At 63.1% G+C, this 19,070-nt stretch carries 14 protein-coding genes; 8 read left to right on the top strand and 6 right to left on the bottom strand.

Annotated features, from left to right (window positions below; translation table 11 throughout):
• Positions 1–33 precede the first annotated feature (33 nt).
• The 4 genes from F7R11_RS09520 to F7R11_RS09535 all read right to left on the bottom strand — a co-directional run bounded on the left by F7R11_RS09520 (position 34) and on the right by F7R11_RS09535 (position 6,455).
• Entirely contained in the window at positions 34–2,136 is a 2,103-nt protein-coding gene (locus F7R11_RS09520) for a M3 family metallopeptidase (protein WP_064802873.1), read from the bottom strand.
• 92 nt (positions 2,137–2,228) lie between these two features.
• The gene (gene folD, locus F7R11_RS09525) at positions 2,229–3,098 is read right to left on the bottom strand and encodes a bifunctional methylenetetrahydrofolate dehydrogenase/methenyltetrahydrofolate cyclohydrolase FolD (RefSeq protein WP_064802875.1); all 870 of its coding nucleotides are present in this window, start codon (positions 3,096–3,098) and stop codon (positions 2,229–2,231) included.
• A 94-nt stretch (positions 3,099–3,192) separates the two neighbouring features.
• A complete protein-coding gene (locus F7R11_RS09530) occupies positions 3,193–3,828 on the bottom strand; it encodes a response regulator transcription factor (RefSeq protein WP_021194652.1) in 636 nt (211 codons plus the stop codon).
• A 47-nt stretch (positions 3,829–3,875) separates the two neighbouring features.
• Positions 3,876–6,455: a PAS domain S-box protein gene (locus F7R11_RS09535; RefSeq protein WP_064802877.1), complete on the bottom strand. Its 2,580-nt coding sequence runs from the start codon at positions 6,453–6,455 to the stop codon at positions 3,876–3,878.
• A 282-nt stretch (positions 6,456–6,737) separates the two neighbouring features.
• On the opposite strand from F7R11_RS09535, the gene aceE reads away from it, so the two are divergent.
• The 4 genes from aceE to lpdA all read left to right on the top strand — a co-directional run bounded on the left by aceE (position 6,738) and on the right by lpdA (position 13,754).
• Positions 6,738–9,428 (top strand): pyruvate dehydrogenase (acetyl-transferring), homodimeric type, encoded by a 2,691-nt coding sequence (gene aceE / locus F7R11_RS09540; protein ID WP_064802879.1) that lies wholly within the window; start codon positions 6,738–6,740, stop codon positions 9,426–9,428.
• A 153-nt stretch (positions 9,429–9,581) separates the two neighbouring features.
• Positions 9,582–11,261 carry a dihydrolipoyllysine-residue acetyltransferase gene (aceF, locus tag F7R11_RS09545; RefSeq protein WP_064802881.1) on the top strand — a complete coding sequence of 560 codons (1,680 nt, stop codon included), beginning with the start codon at positions 9,582–9,584 and terminating at the stop codon, positions 11,259–11,261.
• 79 nt (positions 11,262–11,340) lie between these two features.
• Entirely contained in the window at positions 11,341–11,913 is a 573-nt protein-coding gene (locus F7R11_RS09550; protein WP_064802884.1) for an Ntn hydrolase family protein, read from the top strand.
• 56 nt (positions 11,914–11,969) lie between these two features.
• Entirely contained in the window at positions 11,970–13,754 is a 1,785-nt protein-coding gene (gene lpdA / locus F7R11_RS09555; protein WP_064802886.1) for a dihydrolipoyl dehydrogenase, read from the top strand.
• Positions 13,755–13,858: 104 nt separating this feature from the next.
• Here lpdA and F7R11_RS09560 read toward each other — a convergent pair whose 3' ends face one another.
• Complete coding sequence (locus tag F7R11_RS09560; protein ID WP_064802888.1) at positions 13,859–14,419, bottom strand: hypothetical protein; 561 nt, start codon at positions 14,417–14,419, stop codon at positions 13,859–13,861.
• A gap of 331 nt (positions 14,420–14,750) precedes the next feature.
• On the bottom strand, positions 14,751–15,329 hold the full coding sequence (locus F7R11_RS09565) for a phasin family protein (RefSeq protein ID WP_021194645.1): 579 nt from the start codon (positions 15,327–15,329) through the stop codon (positions 14,751–14,753).
• A 405-nt stretch (positions 15,330–15,734) separates the two neighbouring features.
• Between F7R11_RS09565 and F7R11_RS09570 the strand changes: the two genes are divergently transcribed.
• The 4 genes from F7R11_RS09570 to F7R11_RS09585 all read left to right on the top strand — a co-directional run bounded on the left by F7R11_RS09570 (position 15,735) and on the right by F7R11_RS09585 (position 18,844).
• The gene (locus tag F7R11_RS09570; protein WP_064802890.1) at positions 15,735–16,697 is read left to right on the top strand and encodes a histone deacetylase family protein; all 963 of its coding nucleotides are present in this window, start codon (positions 15,735–15,737) and stop codon (positions 16,695–16,697) included.
• Positions 16,694–17,611 carry a DMT family transporter gene (locus tag F7R11_RS09575; RefSeq protein WP_064802892.1) on the top strand — a complete coding sequence of 306 codons (918 nt, stop codon included), beginning with the start codon at positions 16,694–16,696 and terminating at the stop codon, positions 17,609–17,611. The genes F7R11_RS09570 and F7R11_RS09575 overlap by 4 nt, the downstream gene beginning before the upstream one ends.
• A gap of 66 nt (positions 17,612–17,677) precedes the next feature.
• On the top strand, positions 17,678–18,121 hold the full coding sequence (locus tag F7R11_RS09580; RefSeq protein WP_064802894.1) for an acyl-CoA thioesterase: 444 nt from the start codon (positions 17,678–17,680) through the stop codon (positions 18,119–18,121).
• A 15-nt stretch (positions 18,122–18,136) separates the two neighbouring features.
• On the top strand, positions 18,137–18,844 hold the full coding sequence (locus F7R11_RS09585) for a nitroreductase (RefSeq protein ID WP_064802897.1): 708 nt from the start codon (positions 18,137–18,139) through the stop codon (positions 18,842–18,844).
• Positions 18,845–19,070: the final 226 nt, after the last annotated feature.

Below are 19,070 nucleotides of genomic sequence, written 5' to 3' on the forward strand. Positions count from 1 at the left end.
CGCGAAGCGGCGTTACTCTTGCAGCGTAGCGCGTCAGGCAGCTTCCGCCACCATGCCGCCGTGACGCAGCAGCGCGTCGATGCTCGGCGCCCGCCCACGGAAAGCGGTGAACGATTCGATGGCCGGGCGGCTGCCACCCACTTCCAGCACTTCGCGGCGGTAGCGCGCGCCGGTTTCGGCGTCGAGTACCGAGCCACTCAACTTGCCGGCTTCCTCAAATGCCGCGTAGGCATCTGCCGACAGCACCTCGGCCCACTTGTAGCTGTAGTAGCCCGCCGCGTAGCCGCCCGCGAAGATGTGGCTGAACGTATTCGGCCAGCGTGACAGCTCGGCCTGCGGCACGACATGGAAGCGGTTGTTGACCTGGCGCGATAGCTCCAGTACCGACGTCGGACCCTTCGGATCGAAGTCCGTATGCAAGTGCATGTCGAACGTCGAGAACACGATCTGGCGCAGCGTCATCATGCCGTTCTGGAAGTTCTTCGCGGCCAGCATGCGGTCGTACAGGGCACGCGGCAGCGGCTGACCGGTCTCCGCGTGGCGGGTCATGCGCGAGAGCACTTCCCACTCCCAGCAGAAGTTCTCCATGAACTGGGAGGGCAGTTCCACCGCGTCCCATTCCACACCGTTGATGCCGGACACACCCAGCTCATCGACTTGCGTGAGCATGTGATGCAGGCCGTGGCCGAATTCGTGGAAGAGGGTGATGACCTCGTCGTGCGTGAACAGCGCGGGCTTGTTGCCGACCGGGCCGGAGAAGTTGCAGGTGAGGTAGGCCACCGGGGTTTGCACGCCAGCATCATCCAGCAGCTTGCGACCGCGGGCGTCATCCATCCAGGCGCCGCCGCGCTTGCCTTCGCGGGCATACAGGTCGATGTAGAACTGGGCGAGCAGCTCGCCCTGTGCGGATTCGACGCGGAAGAAGCGTACGTCCGGATGCCACACCTCGGCCTGTTCCGGGCGGATCTTGACCGAAAACAGCGTCTGCACGACTTCAAACAGCCCATCCAGCACGGCGGGTTCCGGGAAGTACTGCTTCACCTCCTGCTCGGAGAAGGCGTAGCGCGCTTCGCGCAGCTTTTCCGACGCATAGGCCATGTCCCACGGCTCGAGCTTGTCGATGCCAAGTTTGTCTTTCGCGAAGGCTTGCAGCTCGGCCCAGTCCTTTTCAGCAAACGGGCGGGCGCGGTCGGCCAGTTCGCTCAGGAAGCGCAGCACGTCTTCGGGCGAATCGGCCATCTTCGGCACGAGCGAGACCTCGCCGAAGTTGCGATAGCCGAGCATGTGCGCCTCTTCCGTGCGCAGCGCGAGCTGCTCGGCCATGTTGGCGGTGTTGTCCCATTCAGCCTTGCCGCCGCCGTATTGCGTGCCCAGTTCGGACGCGCGCGTGACGTTGGCTTCGTACAGCGTGCGACGCAGGGTGCGGTCTTCCGCGTATTGCAGCACCGGGAAGTACGACGGGAAATGCAGCGTGAACTTCCAGCCAGTCGCGTTTGGGTTGTCACGGCGGGCGGCTTCCTGCGCGGCTTGCTTGGCATCGTCGGGCAGGCCGGCCAGGCGGGCTTCGTCGTCGATCAGTAGTGCATAGGCGTTGGTGGCATCCAGCACGTGGTCGCTGAAGGCCTTGGTCAGTTGCGCCTGCTGTTCCTGAATGGCGGCAAAACGTGGCTTCTGGTCTTCCGGCAATTCGGCGCCGCCCAGGCGGAAGCCGCGCAGTTCATTGTCGAGCAGCTTCTTGCGGGCGGAAGTCAGTGTGGCGTATTCGGCGCTTTGCGCGATGGCCTTGTATTTCTCGAACAGTTCAAGGTCCTGCCCCAGGCCCGACCAAAACTCGGTCACGCGCGGCAGGTTGGCGGCATGCGCCTCGCGCAAGGCTGGCGTGTCAACCACGGCGCTCAGGTGGCCGACCACGCCCCAGGCGCGGCCCAACGGCTCGGTGGCATCTTCCAGAGCGGTGACGACGGTGTTCCAGCTGACCGGGGTGGCTGGGTCCTTGACCTTGGCAACCGCGGTCGCTGCGCGCTCGAGCAGCACGTCGATGGCCGGCGTGATGTGCTCGGGGCGAATGTCCGCAAAGCGCGGCAGACCGGAGAAATCGAGCAGCGGATTATTGGCTTGGAGCGAAATGTCGGTCATGGCGGGCTCAGTAGGAAAAATCGGGTGCAAAAAAAGCGTCCGATCCATCAGGTTGGGACGCTTTTTCCGTTTCCAATGGTGGAAAGTGAAGCTTACGCTGCCAGCGAGGCTCCCGCGGCAACACGTTCAGCGGCTTCCAAGGTGTTGATCAGCAGCATGGTGATCGTCATCGGGCCGACGCCGCCCGGCACGGGGGTGATGTAGCCGGCGACTTCCTTGACGCCGGCAAAATCGACGTCGCCGCAGAGCTTGCCGGCATCGTCGCGGTTCATGCCCACGTCGATGACGACGGCACCGGGTTTGACCATGTCGGCGGTGATGATGTTGCGGCGGCCCACGGCGGCCACGATGATGTCGGCCTCACGCGTGTGGGCGGCCAGGTCGCGCGTCTTGCTGTTGCAGATGGTGATGGTGGCGCCGGCCTGCAGCAGCAGCATCGCCATCGGCTTGCCGACGATGTTCGAGGCACCCACCACCACGGCATTGGCGCCACGCACCGGGTAGTTGATCGATTCCAGCATCTTCATGCAGCCGTAAGGCGTGCACGGGCGGAACAGCGGGGCGCCGGTCATCAGCGCGCCGGCGTTGGCCACGTGGAAGCCGTCGACGTCCTTCTCGGGCGCGATGGCTTCGAGCACCTTGTGGCTGTCGATGTGCTTGGGCAGCGGGAGCTGGACCAGGATGCCGTGGATGCGCGGGTCGCGGTTCAGGGCATCGATGCGGCCGAGCAAGTCGGCTTCGGTCAGGTCAGCAGGGTAGCGGTCGAAGACGGAGAGGAAGCCGTTGTCTTCGCACGCCTTGATCTTGTTGCGTACGTAGACCTGGCTGGCCGGGTCTTCGCCGACGAGGATGACGGCGAGGCCGGGCTGGTGGCCGCGCGCGGTGAGGGCGGCGGCGCGTTGCGCGGCTTCGGCGCGGAGTTGTTTGGCAAGCGCGTTGCCGTCAATGAGTTGGGCGGTCATGGCTGGGCGGAGGAGGGAGAGGGCAAACCGCGATTATAAATCGGCGCCTCCCTTCCAACCGCCCTGGTTGCTCACAACCGGCCCACAAAACGAATCAGCTATTGCGCGAGAGGGCCAAGCGCAGCAGGTCGGCGACCGTGTTCACGTTGAGCTTTTCCATGATGTTGGCGCGGTGCGCCTCCACCGTCTTGATGGAAATGCCCAGGTCATCGGCGATCTGCTTGTTCAGGCGGCCGGCAACGATGCGCTCGAGCACCTGCTGCTCACGCGTGGTCAAGCGGCCGAGCAGGTCCTTGGCGGCCTTCTGTTCGCGCGCCACGGAGTCTTCCGAGCGGGCCTTGCTGAGCATGCGCTCGACCAGTTCACGCAGTTCCGATTCGTCGAACGGCTTCTCGATGAAGTCGACCGCGCCCTTCTTCATGGTCGATACCGCCATCGGCACGTCGCCGTGGCCGGTCACGAACACGATCGGCAAGCGGCTGTTCTCGGCCATGAGGCGGTCTTGCAGCTCGGGGCCGCTCATGCCCTGCATGCGCACGTCGAGGATCAGGCAGCCGACGCCTTCGGTGCGCTTGTCGTCCACGAGAAATTCTTCAGCGCTGCGGTAGGTGCGCACGGTGTAACCGTTGCCTTCGAGCAGCCACGTCAATGAGTCACGCATGGCTTCATCGTCGTCGACGACGAACACGGTTTCGTTGCGCGGAGCAACTGCTGCGGGCGTTGTGCTCATGGAGAGTCCTCGGTCTACGTTCTGTTTTAAAAACGATTTACAGCGGATTACAGCGGATTCAGCGGCAGGATGATTTTAAACGTACAGCCGATGCCATCGGCATTGTTTTCTACCCAGAGCCTGCCGAGGTGGGATTCTATGATGGAGCGGCAGATGTTCAGGCCCATGCCCATGCCGTCGGATTTGGTGCTGAAGAAGGGCTCGAACAGGCGTTCCTTGGTGCTGTCGTCCACGCCCGGGCCCTGGTCGATGACTTCAATCAGCACGGAGTTATCCGGGTCCTCGATGAGGTTGGCGTGCAGGCGCAGGACACTCGCGGCGCGCAGGCGCGGGTGAGCAGCCATCGCTTCGGCGGCGTTCTTCAGCAGGTTGACCAGCACCTGCTCGATCAGCACCGGGTCGACGTACAGGTGCGGCAGGTCGGCTGGCAGACGCGTGAGGATGGTGATGCCGCGCCGCGTGGCCTCCAGCTCCGCCAGGCCGACGGCGTCGGCCACGATGTCGCGCAGGTCGGATTCGCGCCGCTGCGGCTGGCTGCGCTTCACGAAACCGCGGATGCGCTGGATGATCGTGCCGGCACGCACCGCCTGGGCGGAGGTCTTTTCCAGTACGGGGATCAACTCTTCCGCCGTGCTGCGCCCGCTCTTGAGGCGGCCGACGGCGCCCATGCAGTAGTTGTTGATGGCGGCCAGCGGCTGGTTCAGTTCGTGTGCCAAGGACGATGCCATCTCGCCCATGGTCGTCAGGCGGCTGGTGAACTGCAGGCGCTCTTCGTGCTGGCGCGTCATTTCTTCGGCGGCCTTACGCACGGTGATGTCGGTGGCGATCTGCATCTGCGCGAGGTGGCCGTCCACCCATTGGATGTAGCGGCGGCGCACTTCAAACCATTTCTGCATCGCTGGGACGTAGATTTCGCGCGCGTCGGCGGCGTGTGGCGTCAGCTCGGAGGCGGGCAGGCCCGCATAGCCGTCCACCATGTCGAGCGCATCGCTGGAGACGTCTTCCGTGTTGACGTCTTGGCCGGACAGTTGCAGGTGGCCGAACGCCTCCCAGCCGAACAGCTGGCGGTAGTAGCGGTTGGCAAACAGCAGCTCGGCCTTGTCGGTGGACAGCACGGAGACGGCGGCGTCCAGACTCTCCAGCACCGTGGTGAAGCGATCGTGCGCGGCGGCCAGGTCTTCGCGCGCGCGCTTGGGCTCGGTGATGTCGGTGATCGAACTCATCCAGCCGGTGTGCCGGCCGCGCGCGTCGATCAGTGGTGAGACGTACATCCGTGCATAGAAGCTCGTGCCGTCGCGGCGCATCATCCGCAGTTCCATGCCATTGGCCGGGGCCTTGCCGCGTAGGGTCAGCTCGATGTGCTTCTGCATCTCGCCGATTTCGTTGGGCGGCCAGTACGGGAACGGCGGCATGCGGCCGACCAGCTCCGCCTCCGTCCAGCCGATCATGCGACAGAAGGCAGGGTTGACGTAGGTGATGCGGCCGTTGAGATCGAGCGCGCGCATGCCGATCACCATGGAGTTCTCCATGGCGCGGCGGAACGAGGTTTCCGCCAGCAGGGCGCGCTGTGCTTCGGAGCGGCGGCTGGTGTGGCGCCAGACGCTCCACAGGCTCCAGATCACGAAGCACGACAGACCCGCCACCAGCCACATCAGCATGTTGTTGGGCAGGTTGGACGGCGCCGGGTATGCCTCGGCCCGCAGCGACAGCGAATGCCCCGGCGGGTCCAGCAGCACCTCGTACGAGGCCGCAGCCTTGGGCACCGGGCGCAGCGACGTGCTGGCGCGGATCACGTTGTTCTTGTCGACCAGGGAGAACCGGTAGCGATCGGTCAGTTCACCCGGCAGCAGTTGCGTGAGGATGCCGGTGACGGAGTACATGGCGCCCACCGTGCCGAGGAACTCGTTGTCCCGCACGATCGGTACTTCCATGAGCATGAAGCTCTCGCCGCGCTCGTTCTGGATCGGGCGGGAGTAGACGGCACGCTGTGTCTCACGTGCGGCGTCATAGGCGGATTGGATCTCGGCTTCGAGCGGGTGATCGCGCGTCTCGCGCACCCGGGTGACAAACTCAGAGCTGGCAGGGAACGCCCAGCGCGGGCGGCGGGTGGCGTCCAGCCAGTTGATGAAGACCAACTCGGGGTTTTCGCGCAGCAGTTGGCGCGCGGCGTCGCGGTAGGCGCTTGGGTCCAACTGCGCGGCGCCAATGTCGCGCGCCAGCGCCGCAACTTGATCCTGGTTGCTTTGCAGGGACAGGCGCACCTTCTGCTCGGCCCAGGCGGCATCGCGGTAGAGGGCGTCGCGCTGCTGCTGCACCTCGGTGGCGTGCAGCTGATACAGGATGAAGATCATCGCGCCGGCAAACAGGACGATAGCCACCAGCGGAATGAACATGAACCAGTTGGTCGTCCACAGCCGGCTCAGGCGCGTCATCCACAGGCGGCGCGGCACGTTGGGGCGCCCACCGTTTTCGGGCGGCAATTCGGGCGCAGGCACCGAAACCGAGATCGCCGGGGGCGAGGCAGGTTTCGCCGGCTCGGGTGCAGCCGAATCGTGTGAGGCGTGGGAGGGGGAAAGCATGATGGGCGGACGAACGCCGGAATTCTGCGGAGGTAAAGGTGTGGACATCTGTGCAACTGCGCAAAACCAAGTGTAACGGCAATTAACCAGCTGGTCGCTTGGGGAAACCGCTTGGTGAGGCCCATTTCATCAGCGGGAAAATGCTGCGCTGCAGCGTTAAAAGTGATTTGTTTTGCAGCGCCGCAATATTCCGCATTATAAAAAACCATATCGCAATTTGAAAATTCCTCTTGTGCTGCATTTGCGGGTGCCCATAGAATCAGCGCAAAAGTTGGGGTACCCCCAATCTAAAGAGACGCACCTACCGTTACTGCTACCAAGGAGACCGCCATGTCGGCCGTACCAGAACAAGTCCTGGGCGCCACGCGCGCCAGCGACGTCGATCCCCAGGAGACCAAGGAATGGCTGGAGGCGCTGCAAGGCGTCATCGGCGCGGAAGGCCCGCAGCGCGCGGCGTTCCTCCTTGATAAGCAGATCGAGTACGCGCGCATCAACGGCGTGACCTCGCCGCTGCACGCAGAGACCCCCTATATCAATACGATTCCGGTCGAAAACCAGGACCGCATTCCCGGCGACCAGGAAATCGAGCACCGCATTCGTTCGTACACGCGCTGGAACGCCATGGCGATGGTGCTGCGTGCGAACAAGGACACCAACGTCGGTGGTCACATCTCGTCGTTCGCGTCTGCAGCCACGCTGTATGACGTCGGCTACAACCACTTCTGGCACGCTCCGTCGGACAAGCACGGCGGCGACATGGTCTTCGTGCAGGGCCACTCGGCGCCGGGCGTGTACTCCCGCGCATTCCTGCTGGGCCGCCTATCGGAAGAGCAGCTCGACAGCTTCCGCCAGGAAGTGGACGGCAAGGGTATCTCGTCGTATCCGCACCCGTGGCTGATGCCGGATTTCTGGCAGTTCCCGACCGTGTCGATGGGCCTGGGCCCGATCATGGCGATCTACCAGGCGCGCTTCACCAAGTACCTGGCCAGCCGCGGCCTGATCCAGAACTGGGAAAACCGCAAGGTCTGGGCGTTCCTGGGCGACGGTGAAACCGACGAGCCGGAATCGCTGGGCGCAATCGGCATGGCCGGCCGTGAGAAGCTGGACAACCTCGTCTTCGTGATCAACTGCAACCTGCAGCGCCTGGACGGCCCGGTGCGCGGCAACGGCAAGATCATTCAAGAGCTGGAAAGCGAATTCCGCGGCGCCGGCTGGAACGTCATCAAGGTCATCTGGGGCAGCCGCTGGGATCAACTGCTGGCGCGCGACACCAAGGGCCTGCTGATGAGCCGCATGATGGAATGCGTCGACGGCGAGTACCAGACCTTCAAGTCGAAGAGCGGCGCCTACGTGCGCGAGCACTTCTTCAACACGCCGGAACTCAAGGCCATGGTGGCCGACTGGTCCGACGACGATATCTGGGCGCTGAACCGCGGCGGCCATGATCCGCACAAGATTTACGCGGCATTCCAATCGGCGAGCAACCATAAGGGCCAGCCGACCGTCATCCTCGCCAAGACCATCAAGGGCTATGGCATGGGCGAAGCCGGTGAAGCGATGAACATCGCTCACCAGCAGAAGAAGATGCCGGTGGACGCCATCCGCAAGCTGCGCGATCGCTTCAACATTCCGGTGGCTGACGACCAGCTCGAGCACGTTCCGTACGTCAAGTTCGAGGAAGGTTCGAAGGAACTCGAATATATGCGCAAGGCGCGCATGGACCTCGGCGGCTATCTGCCGGCGCGTCGCCAGAAGGCTGACCCGCTGCAAGTGCCGGCGCTGTCGGCGTTCGACGCGCTGCTCAAGGCCACCGGCGAAGGCCGCGAAGTGTCCACCACGATGGCCTTCGTGCGCATTCTGAACATCCTGCTCAAGGACAAGAACGTCGGTAAGCACGTCGTGCCCATCGTGCCGGATGAGTCCCGCACGTTCGGTATGGAAGGTCTGTTCCGCCAGGTCGGTATCTGGAACCAGGAAGGCCAGAAGTACGTGCCGCAGGATCACGACCAGTTGATGTTCTACAAGGAATCGCAGACGGGTCAGGTGCTGCAAGAGGGCATCAACGAAGCCGGCGCCATGTGCGACTGGATCGCGGCCGCTACGTCGTATTCGACGCATGGCGTGGCGATGATCCCGTTCTACATCTACTACTCGATGTTCGGCATCCAGCGTATCGGCGACCTCTGCTGGGCCGCTGGTGACATGCGCTCGCGCGGCTTCCTGCTGGGCGGCACCGCTGGCCGCACGACGCTGAACGGCGAAGGCCTGCAGCACGAAGACGGTCACTCGCACGTGTACCACGCTGCCATCCCGAACTGCATCTCGTATGACCCGACCTTCCAGTACGAACTGGCGGTGGTGATGCAAGACGGCCTGCGCCGTATGTATGTCGAGCAGGAAGACGTCTATTACTACCTGACGGTGATGAACGAGAACTACGAGCACCCGGAAATGCCGGCGGGTGTCGAGGCCGACATCATCAAGGGGATGTACCAGTTCAAGAAGGGCGTCGAAAACAGCAACGCACCGCGCGTGCAACTGCTGGGTTCGGGCACGATCTTCCGTGAAGTGATTGCCGCTGCTGAGCTGCTCAAGAAGGACTGGGGCGTCGAATCCGACCTGTGGGGCTGCCCGAGCTTTACCGAGCTGGCCCGTGAAGGCAACGCCACCGCACGCTGGAACTTGCTCAACCCGACCGCTCCGCAACGCGAGTCGCACGTCGAGAAGCTCCTCAAGAACGCACGCGGCCCGGTCATCGCATCGACCGACTACGTCCGCACCTTCGCCGAGCAGATCCGCGCCTTCGTGCCGCGTCGCTACGTGGTGCTGGGCACCGACGGCTTTGGCCGCTCGGATACCCGCGAGAAGCTGCGCCACTTCTTCGAGGTGGACCGCTACTGGGTGACGGTCGCGTCGCTCAAGGCGCTCGCCGATGAAGGCGTGCTGCCGCGCGAAAAGGTGGCCGAGGCACTGAAGAAGTACAACCTCGATCCGAACAAGCCCAACCCGATGACCGTATAACGGAGCCGCCGGGCGCGCGGGTTGCGCTCCGGCCGGGTACCGCCCCGACAGACTTTTCGCGTAGTGCATTTGCCTGCACGATGCGGTAGCCTGCGGAGCAGTTTGTGCCCGCCGCCGGACGCACTCGCCGCCAGACCCTCTGGAGACAGAAGAATGAGTCAAGTCGTAGAAATCAAGGTGCCGGACATCGGCGACTACAAAGACGTCCCGGTGATCGAAGTGCTGGTCAAGGCGGGCGATACCGTCAACGCCGAGGATTCTCTGGTCACGCTGGAATCGGACAAGGCCACCATGGACGTGCCGTCGCCCAAGAGCGGCATCGTCAAGGAAGTGAAGATCAAGGTGGGCGATAGCGTGTCGGAAGGCTCGCTGGTGCTGCTGCTTGAAGAGCAGGGCGCTGCGGCTGCTCCGGCCCCGGCACCCCAGGCTGCGCCCGCACCGGCTCCGGCCGCTGCTGCGCCGGCTCCCGCTCCCGCACCCGCTGCACAAGCGCCGGCCCCCGCGCCGACAGCCGCAGGTGGTGGCACGGTTGAAGTGAAGGTCCCGGACATCGGCGACTACACCGACGTGCCCGTCATCGAGATCAGCGTGAAAGTGGGCGACAAGGTGGAAGCCGAGCAGTCGCTGATCACGCTCGAATCGGACAAGGCCACGATGGATGTGCCGTCGCCGGCTGCCGGCACGGTCAAGGAAATCCGCGTGAAGGTGGGCGATGCCGTGTCGCAAGGCACGCTGATCGTCGTGCTGGAAGGTGCCGGCGGCGCGGCCGCTGCATCGGCACCTACGCAAGCGCCGGCCCCCGCACCGGCTGCTGCCACACCGAGCCCAGCGCCTGCTGCTGCACCCGCAGCCGCTCCGGCCGCAGCGCCTGCAACTTACACCGCCGACACCGTCGGCACGGTGGGCAAGGCCGCCCACGCCAGCCCGTCGGTGCGCAAGTACGCACGCGAACTGGGCGTCAACGTGAACCTCGTCGGCGGCACGGGCCCGAAGAACCGCATCACGCAGGAAGACGTGCAGCGCTACGTCAAGGGCGTGATGAGTGGCCAGGCCGCAGCGCCGGGCAAGGCTGCTACAGCTGCACCGGCCGGCGGCGGCGAACTGAACCTGCTGCCGTGGCCGAAGGTGGACTTCACCAAGTTCGGTCCGGTCGATCCGAAGCCGCTGTCGCGCATCAAGAAGATCTCGGGCGCGAACCTGCACCGCAACTGGGTCATGATCCCGCACGTCACGAACAACGACGAAGCGGACATCACCGAGCTGGAAGCCTTCCGCGTGCAGATGAACAAGGACCACGAAAAGGCTGGCGTAAAGTTCACGATGCTGGCGTTCGTGATCAAGGCGGTTGTGGGCGCACTGAAGAAGTTCCCGACCTTCAACGCCAGCCTGGACGGCGACAACCTGGTCTTCAAGCAGTACTTCCACATCGGTTTTGCAGCGGATACGCCCAACGGGCTGGTGGTGCCGGTGATCCGCGATGCGGACAAGAAGGGCCTGATCGACATCGCCAAGGAAATGGCGGACCTGTCCAAGGCTGCGCGCGAAGGTAAGCTCAAGCCGGACCAGATGCAGGGCGGCTGCTTCTCGATCTCGTCGCTGGGCGGCATTGGCGGCACGAACTTCACGCCGATCATCAACGCGCCGGAAGTGGCCATCCTGGGTCTGTCGCGTGGCTATCAGAAGCCGGTGTGGGACGGCAAGCAGTTCGTGCCGCGCCTGACGCTGCCGCTGTCGCTGTCGTACGATCACCGCGTGATCGACGGCGCGGAGGCTGCACGCTTCAATGCGTATCTGGCCAGCGTGCTGGCGGACTTCCGCCGCGTCAGCCTGTAAGCCTGCACGGGCACGGCACGCATCTGGCTTCGAGCCTGAGCGTGCCGCGCTCGGTCGGCTGACTTTTGGCGAGGACGACATGACAACGTGCGTGGTAGTCAAGAAAGACGGCGAAGTGGCAATCGCAGCCGATTCGTTGGTGACCTTCGGTGATACGCGCTTGGCGCGCGGCTACGAGCAGAACCAGAAGATCTTCCAGGTGGGTGAGTCGCTGATTGCGCTGGCGGGTACGACGGCTCATTTTCCGGTCATGCGCAGTCTGCTGACCGGATTGGCCGATGAGTGCCGGCTCGGCACGCGCGACGACGTCTTCCGGACCTTCCTCAAGGTGCACGAAAAGCTCAAGGACGAGTATTTCGTCAACACCAAGGAAGACGATGACGACCCCTACGAGTCGTCGCAGATCACCTGCCTGATCGCCAACGTAACTGGCATCTACGGCGTCTATTCGTACCGCGAGGTGTTTTCGTTCGACCGTTTCTGGGGTATCGGCTCGGGGCGCAATTTTGCGTTGGGCGCCATGTCGGCGGTGTTTGATATGCCGGGCAAGACGGCGGCGGATATCGCGCAGGTGGGCGTGTCCGCTGGCGTGGAGTTCGACAAGAGTTCGGGCGGCCCGATCGAAGTGCACACGATACGTCTGCAGGATTGAAAGCGTCGGCGGCCAAGGCAGTGCCTGCAGCCGACGACAAGAACAAGGAGTCAGGAATGAGCGTGGTGGAAATCAAGGTGCCGGATATCGGCGACTACAAAGACGTGGACGTCATTGAAGTGATGGTGAAGGCGGGCGATGCCGTCACCGTCGATCAGGCGCTGATCACGCTGGAAACCGACAAGGCCACCATGGATGTGCCGTCGGATGTGGCCGGCAAGATTGTCGAAGTCAAGATCAAGGTGGGCGACAAGGTCAGCCAAGGCACGGTGATCGCTACGGCGGAAGCCGGCGCCGCTGCTGCACCCGCGGCGCCGGCCCAAGCACCGGCTCCTGCCGCAGCGCCTGCTGCCGCGCCGGCTGCATCGGCACCCGCACCGCAAGCCGCCAAGCACGCCGGCGGCGCGGACATCGAATGCGACATGCTCGTGCTGGGCTCCGGCCCGGGTGGTTATTCGGCAGCCTTCCGGAGTGCCGATCTGGGCATGAATACCGTGCTGGTCGAGCGCTTCTCCACGCTGGGCGGCGTCTGCCTGAACGTGGGTTGCATTCCGTCGAAGGCGCTGTTGCACACGGCCGCCGTGATGGAAGAAGTCAAGGCGATGGCCGCACACGGCATCGTCTACAGCGAGCCGAAGCTCGACATCGACCTGCTGCGCAAGCACAAGGAATCCGTGATCGGCAAGCTGACTGGCGGCCTGGCCGGCATGGCCAAGTCGCGCAAAGTGCAGGTCGTGCGTGGCGTCGGCACGTTCCTCGATCCGAACCACTTGGAAGTGCAAGTCACGGATGGCGCAGGCAAGGCTGTGACCGGCGAAAAGAAGGTCATCCGCTTCGCCAAGGCGATCATCGCCGCGGGTAGCGAGGCCGTAAAGCTGCCGTTCATCCCAGAGGATCCGCGTATCGTCGATTCGACCGGCGCGCTGGAGCTGCGTCAGGTGCCGGGCAAGATGCTGGTGATCGGCGGCGGCATCATCGGCCTGGAAATGGCCACGGTGTACAGCACGCTGGGCGCCCGCATCGACGTGGTGGAAATGCTCGACGGCCTGATGCAGGGCGCCGACCGCGACCTCGTCAAGGTGTGGGACAAGATGAACAAGGGCCGCTTCGACAAGGTCATGCTCAAGACCAAGACGGTCGGCGTCGAAGCCAAGCCGGACGGTATCTACGTCAAGTTCGAGGGTGAAGCCGCACCCGCCGAGCCGCAGCGCTACGACCTGGTGCTGGTGGCCGTGGGCCGCAGCCCGAACGGCAAGCGTATCGGCGCCGAGAAGGCTGGCGTGGCCGTGACCGACCGTGGTTTCATCGACGTGGACAAGCAGCAGCGCACCAACGTGCCGCACATCTACGCGATCGGCGACATCGTCGGTCAGCCGATGCTGGCGCACAAGGCGGTGCACGAAGGCCACGTAGCTGCGGAAGCCGCGCATGGCGAGAAGGCGTACTTCGATGCCAAGCAGATTCCGTCGGTCGCCTACACCGATCCGGAAGTGGCCTGGGCAGGTCTGACCGAAGACCAGTGCAAGGCGCAGGGCATCAAGTACGGCAAGGGCGTGTTCCCCTGGGCTGCTTCGGGCCGCGCGATTGCCAACGGCCGCGACGAAGGCTTCACGAAGTTGATCTTCGACGAGGAAACGCACCGCATCATCGGCGGCGGCATTGTCGGCACGCATGCGGGCGACCTCATCGGCGAAGTCTGCTTGGCCATCGAGATGGGCGCGGACGCCGTCGACATCGGCAAGACCATCCACCCGCACCCGACGCTGGGTGAGTCGGTGGGCATGGCAGCGGAGATCTACGAAGGTGTTTGCACGGATGTGCCGCCCGCTCGTAAGCGCTGATCTGCAATTAACCGTCTTGTTTTTAGGGCAACCCAAAGACTAAGCCGGCAAAACGGGAAGGGCCGCTCAATTGGGCGGCCCTTCTTGTTTGTACGCGGGACGGCTCAGTGCCGGGGTTCGGCGCGGCGACGATGCCGGCGTAGTAAGCGCAGCGTTGCGGTCAGCCGCCGCCAAGCCAACCGCATCAGCCCATGGCGATGCGCCCGCCAGATGGCAATGCGTGCTTGCAGGGTTTGCCATGTTGGCGTGGCGCGCAGTGCGGTGACCATGCGGCGCTTCCAGTTCAGGAACGCAGTTTCCCAACGGAGATACCACGCGATCGTGTGCAGTTGCGGGCGGACGACGTAGTAGATACGGGCGCCCAGCGCGGTGCTGACCACTTTTGCCAAGACCAGCACCAGCGTCCCTGCGACTACCTTGCCGCGCGCCAACACGTAAAAGGCGGCCAGCTTGAAGGGCAACAGCACTAGCATCGGCAGGATAAATACGCACAGCGCCTCGATGGGCTCAAACGTGGCCAACCTGCGCTCTGCGACCTGGACCCACGGGTGCCTCACCAGTCGCTCAGTTGCCCGCAGCATGGCGTTCCAGATCCATTCTTCGAAGAGCAGGATGAGCGCAGCCAGGAAGATCAGGCCGCGTTTGACCAGGGATTCGCGGGACATCGGCGTTGGGCTGGGGCGGTAATCCGCAATATAGGATGGAGCGCCGGGCATCCACAAAAGTTCGCAGCTTGAAGCGCTGGGGCGATTCGAGCGCACACAAAAAACCCGGCCGAGGCCGGGTCAAAGGTACCCACTGATCACCACTGAGGACAGGTTTTCTCTGGCGGTACCGAGGAGACAAACTAACGAACACAGTGGAATTGACTGCTGGGCGCGCGTTTCGGTTCCGCGCAAATGCACGCAAACGATATGTTTGGAGGATGGATTCGAGCGCCCAAAACAAAACGGGCCTCCCGAAGGAGGCCCGCTTGAGCAGAAAACTTCAGACCGATTAGGCAGCGGTCGTGGTCTTCTTGCTGGTGGCAGCACGCGCTTGAGCCGAAGCTTGGGCGGTTGCCTTGCTGGCAGCGTTGGCAGCAGCGTGGAAGTTGCTTTCAGCCAGTTCCACAGCTTGCTTGGTGGCCTTTTGGACCGAGTCGTACGCGTTGTTGGCGGCCGACAGAGCCGACTTCACCAGGGCAACAGCCGATTCCGAACCAGCCGGGGCGTTCTTCGACACGTTGTCGACCAGCGCTTGCAGCTTGCGGCTGTTTTCGGCGATCTGCGATTCAGCAGCCTTGCTGAATTCGGTTTGCGTGTCCGAAGCGATTTCGTACAGGTGGCGGCTGTAAGCCAGAACCTTTTCAGCCAGCGGCTGAACGGCAGCGGTTTGCACCGACAGCAGTTCTTGTGCGTCTTTGGCGGTGAGGGCCTTCTTGGCGTGCTCGACGTTTTCGGCCAGGGTAGCCTTGACGACTTGCAGGTTCAGTTCGACCAGTTTCTCGACGCCTTCAAAAGCCTTGTTGGTCAGGCCAAAGAAGGTTTCCAGGTTGGCCTTGTGCGCCGCAGCGATCTGTTCCTGAGTCAGCATGTTGTCTCTCCAATGCAAGGTGGACGGGGGGAATCAAAATCAAAAATTTAGATCGCCCAGATGTACAAAGCATGACGGTCTGCGTCGGGCCTTCCAGGCGACATCGCGATGGCTTAGTGATGGTGCATCGCAACAATTCCATTGTTGTTGAACGTCAAACCAGTGTCAAGCATCTTTTGTGCATCGCACAAAAATCAGAATCGGCTGATTTTTCGTGCACAGGAATTGCGCGACAAACCGTTTGGCATAACTTTTTGTGGCAAAAGAATGCGCATTATTGGTGCGCGACGAACTTGCCTGGATGCCTTTGATGGCAGTTCCGTCTCAAAAAACATACTGTCGCAGCCTAGGTTAGGATGCGTCCGTTCGCCAATTCTGTTGCGCTGCAATTATTTGTGATCTCTTATGCGAGCGTTCTATACCGATCACTTTGTGCTGCCGCTGCCCCCTGGTCACCGGTTTCCGATGCGTAAATACAGTGCGTTACGCGAGCGGGTATTGACCGAGGTGCCCGGGTTGGCGATGCACGAAGCGCCGCGCGCCGACGACCAGGCTTTGCTGCTGGCGCATGCGCCTGATTATGTCCAGGCGGTGAGTGCCGGCCAGCTGGATCCGGCGCGTCAGCGTGAAATCGGCTTTCCGTGGTCGCCGGAGATGGTGGAGCGGAGCCGCCGGTCCGCCGGCGCAACGATGGCAGCTTGTGAAGCCGCGATGACCGACGGTGTTGCCGTCAATCTGGCGGGCGGTACGCACCATGCCTATGCCGACAAGGGCGCCGGTTTTTGTGTCTTCAACGACGCGGCCATCGCTTCTCGTTGGATGCAGCGTCAGCCGGGCAGGGCGCCCGCAGAGTTTCCCGTCGCCATCGTTGATCTGGATGTGCACCAGGGCAATGGCACCGCGTCGATCCTGCGCGACGATGCCTCGGTATTCACGTTGTCGGTGCATGGTGAGAAGAACTACCCGTTCCGCAAGGAGGCGTCCGACCTGGATGTGGGCCTGCACGACGGCTGCGGCGATCACGACTATCTGGAAGCCCTGACCGGTGCGCTCGACATCCTGGCCGGGCGCTTCAAGCCTAGCCTCATCATTTACCTGGCTGGCGCCGATCCGCACGAAGGTGATCGCCTGGGGCGGCTCAAGCTGACGATGGCAGGGCTGGCCGCACGCGACCAGCAGGTGTTCGATTTTGCATATCAACGGCGGATTCCGATTGCCGTTACCATGGCGGGCGGCTATGGCAACAATATCGACGACACCGTAGCCGTCCACGCGCAGACGATCGCGCTGGCTGCCCGGCATGCACGGCGTTGGGCGGCACGCGACGAGGCTGTCACCGCATCGATCTCTCTTCCGCTTTCCGTATGACCCAAGCGTATTCCGCAGCGCCTGTGCCGGCCCGCGATTCCCTGTTCGTGGCCGCCATGCCGTGGCTGTTCGTGCTGATCTGGAGCACGGGCTTTATCGTGGCCAAGTACGGCATGCCGTACGCCGAGCCGATCACCTTCCTTTTCCTTAGATTTGTTGGTGTGCTGGTGTGCCTGCTGCCGCTCGTGTGGTTGGCGCGGGTGCCGCTGCCGCGCCGCGCGGGCACGAAGGAAGTCGATTGGGCAACCGTCGGCCACCTCGCTGTCGCGGGTGTGCTGATGCAGTGGGGCTACCTGGCTGGCGTGTGGGCGGCAGTCAAGCTGGGCATGCCGGCGGGCATGACGGCGCTGATTGTCGGCATGCAGCCGATTCTCACGGCCTTGTATGTATCCATGCGCGGCGAGCGCGTAACGGGCCGCCAGTGGCTGGGTCTGCTGTGCGGTATCGCCGGGGTGGGGTTGGTGGTGGCGAACAAGCTGCACTTGGCCGGCGTGGGCGTGACGACGCTGACGCTGTGCGTGGGCGCGCTGCTGTCGATCACGATTGGCACGCTATATCAGAAGCGCCATTGCCCGGTGTTTGATTTACGCATGGGGGCATGCGTTCAGTTCGGCGCGTCGGCGCTGCTGTGCCTGCCGTTCATGTTCCTGTTCGAGACGCGCGAGGTGCACTGGACTGCGCAGATGATCGGCTCGCTAGTGTGGTCCGTGCTGGCGCTGTCCATCGGTGCAATCTCGCTGCTGTTCGTGCTGATCCGCAAGGGCGCGGCGACCAAGGTGACGTCGCTGCTTTACCTGACGCCGCCCACGACTGCGGTGATGGCCTGGGCGCTCTTTGGCGAGCGCTTTCCGCCGCTGGCCGCACTCGGCATGGTGATCGCTGCGTGCGGTGTGGCGCTGGTGATCCGCAAGTAAGCGCCGCTGACTTGAAACCGGCTGGCGTATCCTCGTAGTTTTCCAATCTTCAGAGCGCACGCCAGCATGAGCACGCCCCGACAGACGCGCGACGATTACCGCCACTTCCACACCATCACCACACGCTGGATGGACAACGACGTCTACGGCCACGTCAACAACGTCGTCTACTACAGCTACTTCGACACCGTGGTGAACGCCTACCTGATCGAGCAGGGCGTTCTAAATCCCGAACGCAGCGACACCATCGGCCTCGTCATCGAAACACAGTGCAATTACTTCGCGCCGCTGTCGTTTCCCGATCCGGTGGTCGCCGGCTTGCGCGTTGCGCGCCTGGGCAACACCAGCGTGCGCTATGAGGTGGGGTTGTTCCGAGGCGATGCGCATGAGGCAGCAGCGCAAGGGCATTTTGTACACGTCTACGTCGATCGTGAAACGCGCCGTCCGGTGCCGCTGCCAGAGGCGTTGCGCGCCGTGCTCGAACCGTTGGTCGCCAACATCACCGCCTGAGTTACCTGCCTTGTCATGAGCGATCGACGCCCCAGCCCTACCGAGGTCGAGCTCGTCGACCAAGCCATCACGTCGCGCCGTTCGATTCGCGCGTTCCTGCCCAAGCCGGTTGCGCGCGAGGACATCGAAGCCATTCTGGATGTCGCGCGCCGTGCACCTTCAGGCAGTAATACGCAGCCATGGAAGGTCTACGTGCTGACGGGCGAGTCGAAGGCGCGGCTGTCGGAATCCGTACTGGCTGCATACGATCATCCGGAGGTCGATACGCCGCATCGCGAGGAGTATCCGTACTACCCGCGCACGTGGGTCGATCCGTATCAAAGCCGCCGGCGGAAAGTGGGTTGGGACCTATACAGCCTGCTCGGCATCGGCCGTGCAGAGAAGGAGCGCATGCATGCACAGCACGCGCGTAACTTTCGCTTCTTCGATGCGCCCGTCGGCCTCATCTTCAGCATCGATCGCGTGATGGAGCAAGGCAGCTGGCTCGACTACGGCATGTTCCTCGAGGCCGTGATGGTGGCGGCACGTGCACGCGGCATCGATACGTGTCCGCAAGCGGCCTTCACGCAATTCCATCGAATCATCAAAGCGCACCTGGCGTTGCCTGATGACGAAATGGTCGTGTGCGGTATGTCGATGGGGTATGCAGACCGGTCCGCCATCGAAAACACGCTCGTCACCGAGCGAGCACCTGTCTCCGAGTTCACTCGCTTCTTCGATTGACACGTCTACGCGCCGTGATTCGCGCACATCTTCGCGCAAGGAGCGAATAGAGACTAAAAAGTCGTTCAGTTATGTCACCAAATATGGCTGGTGCGTCGTTAGACTTCCATCATGCAGTCGGCGTGTAAGCGCGGGCGCATTGTGAGGAAGTGTTGGACGACGTTGTAAACCGTGATTGTCACCATCCAGGTGGGAATTCGAGCGGGATGAAGTGCTCTGTTCTGGA

Origin of the sequence: Ralstonia insidiosa (assembly GCF_008801405.1) — a bacterium.
In the GTDB taxonomy this organism is placed as follows: Bacteria; Pseudomonadota; Gammaproteobacteria; order Burkholderiales; family Burkholderiaceae; genus Ralstonia; species Ralstonia insidiosa.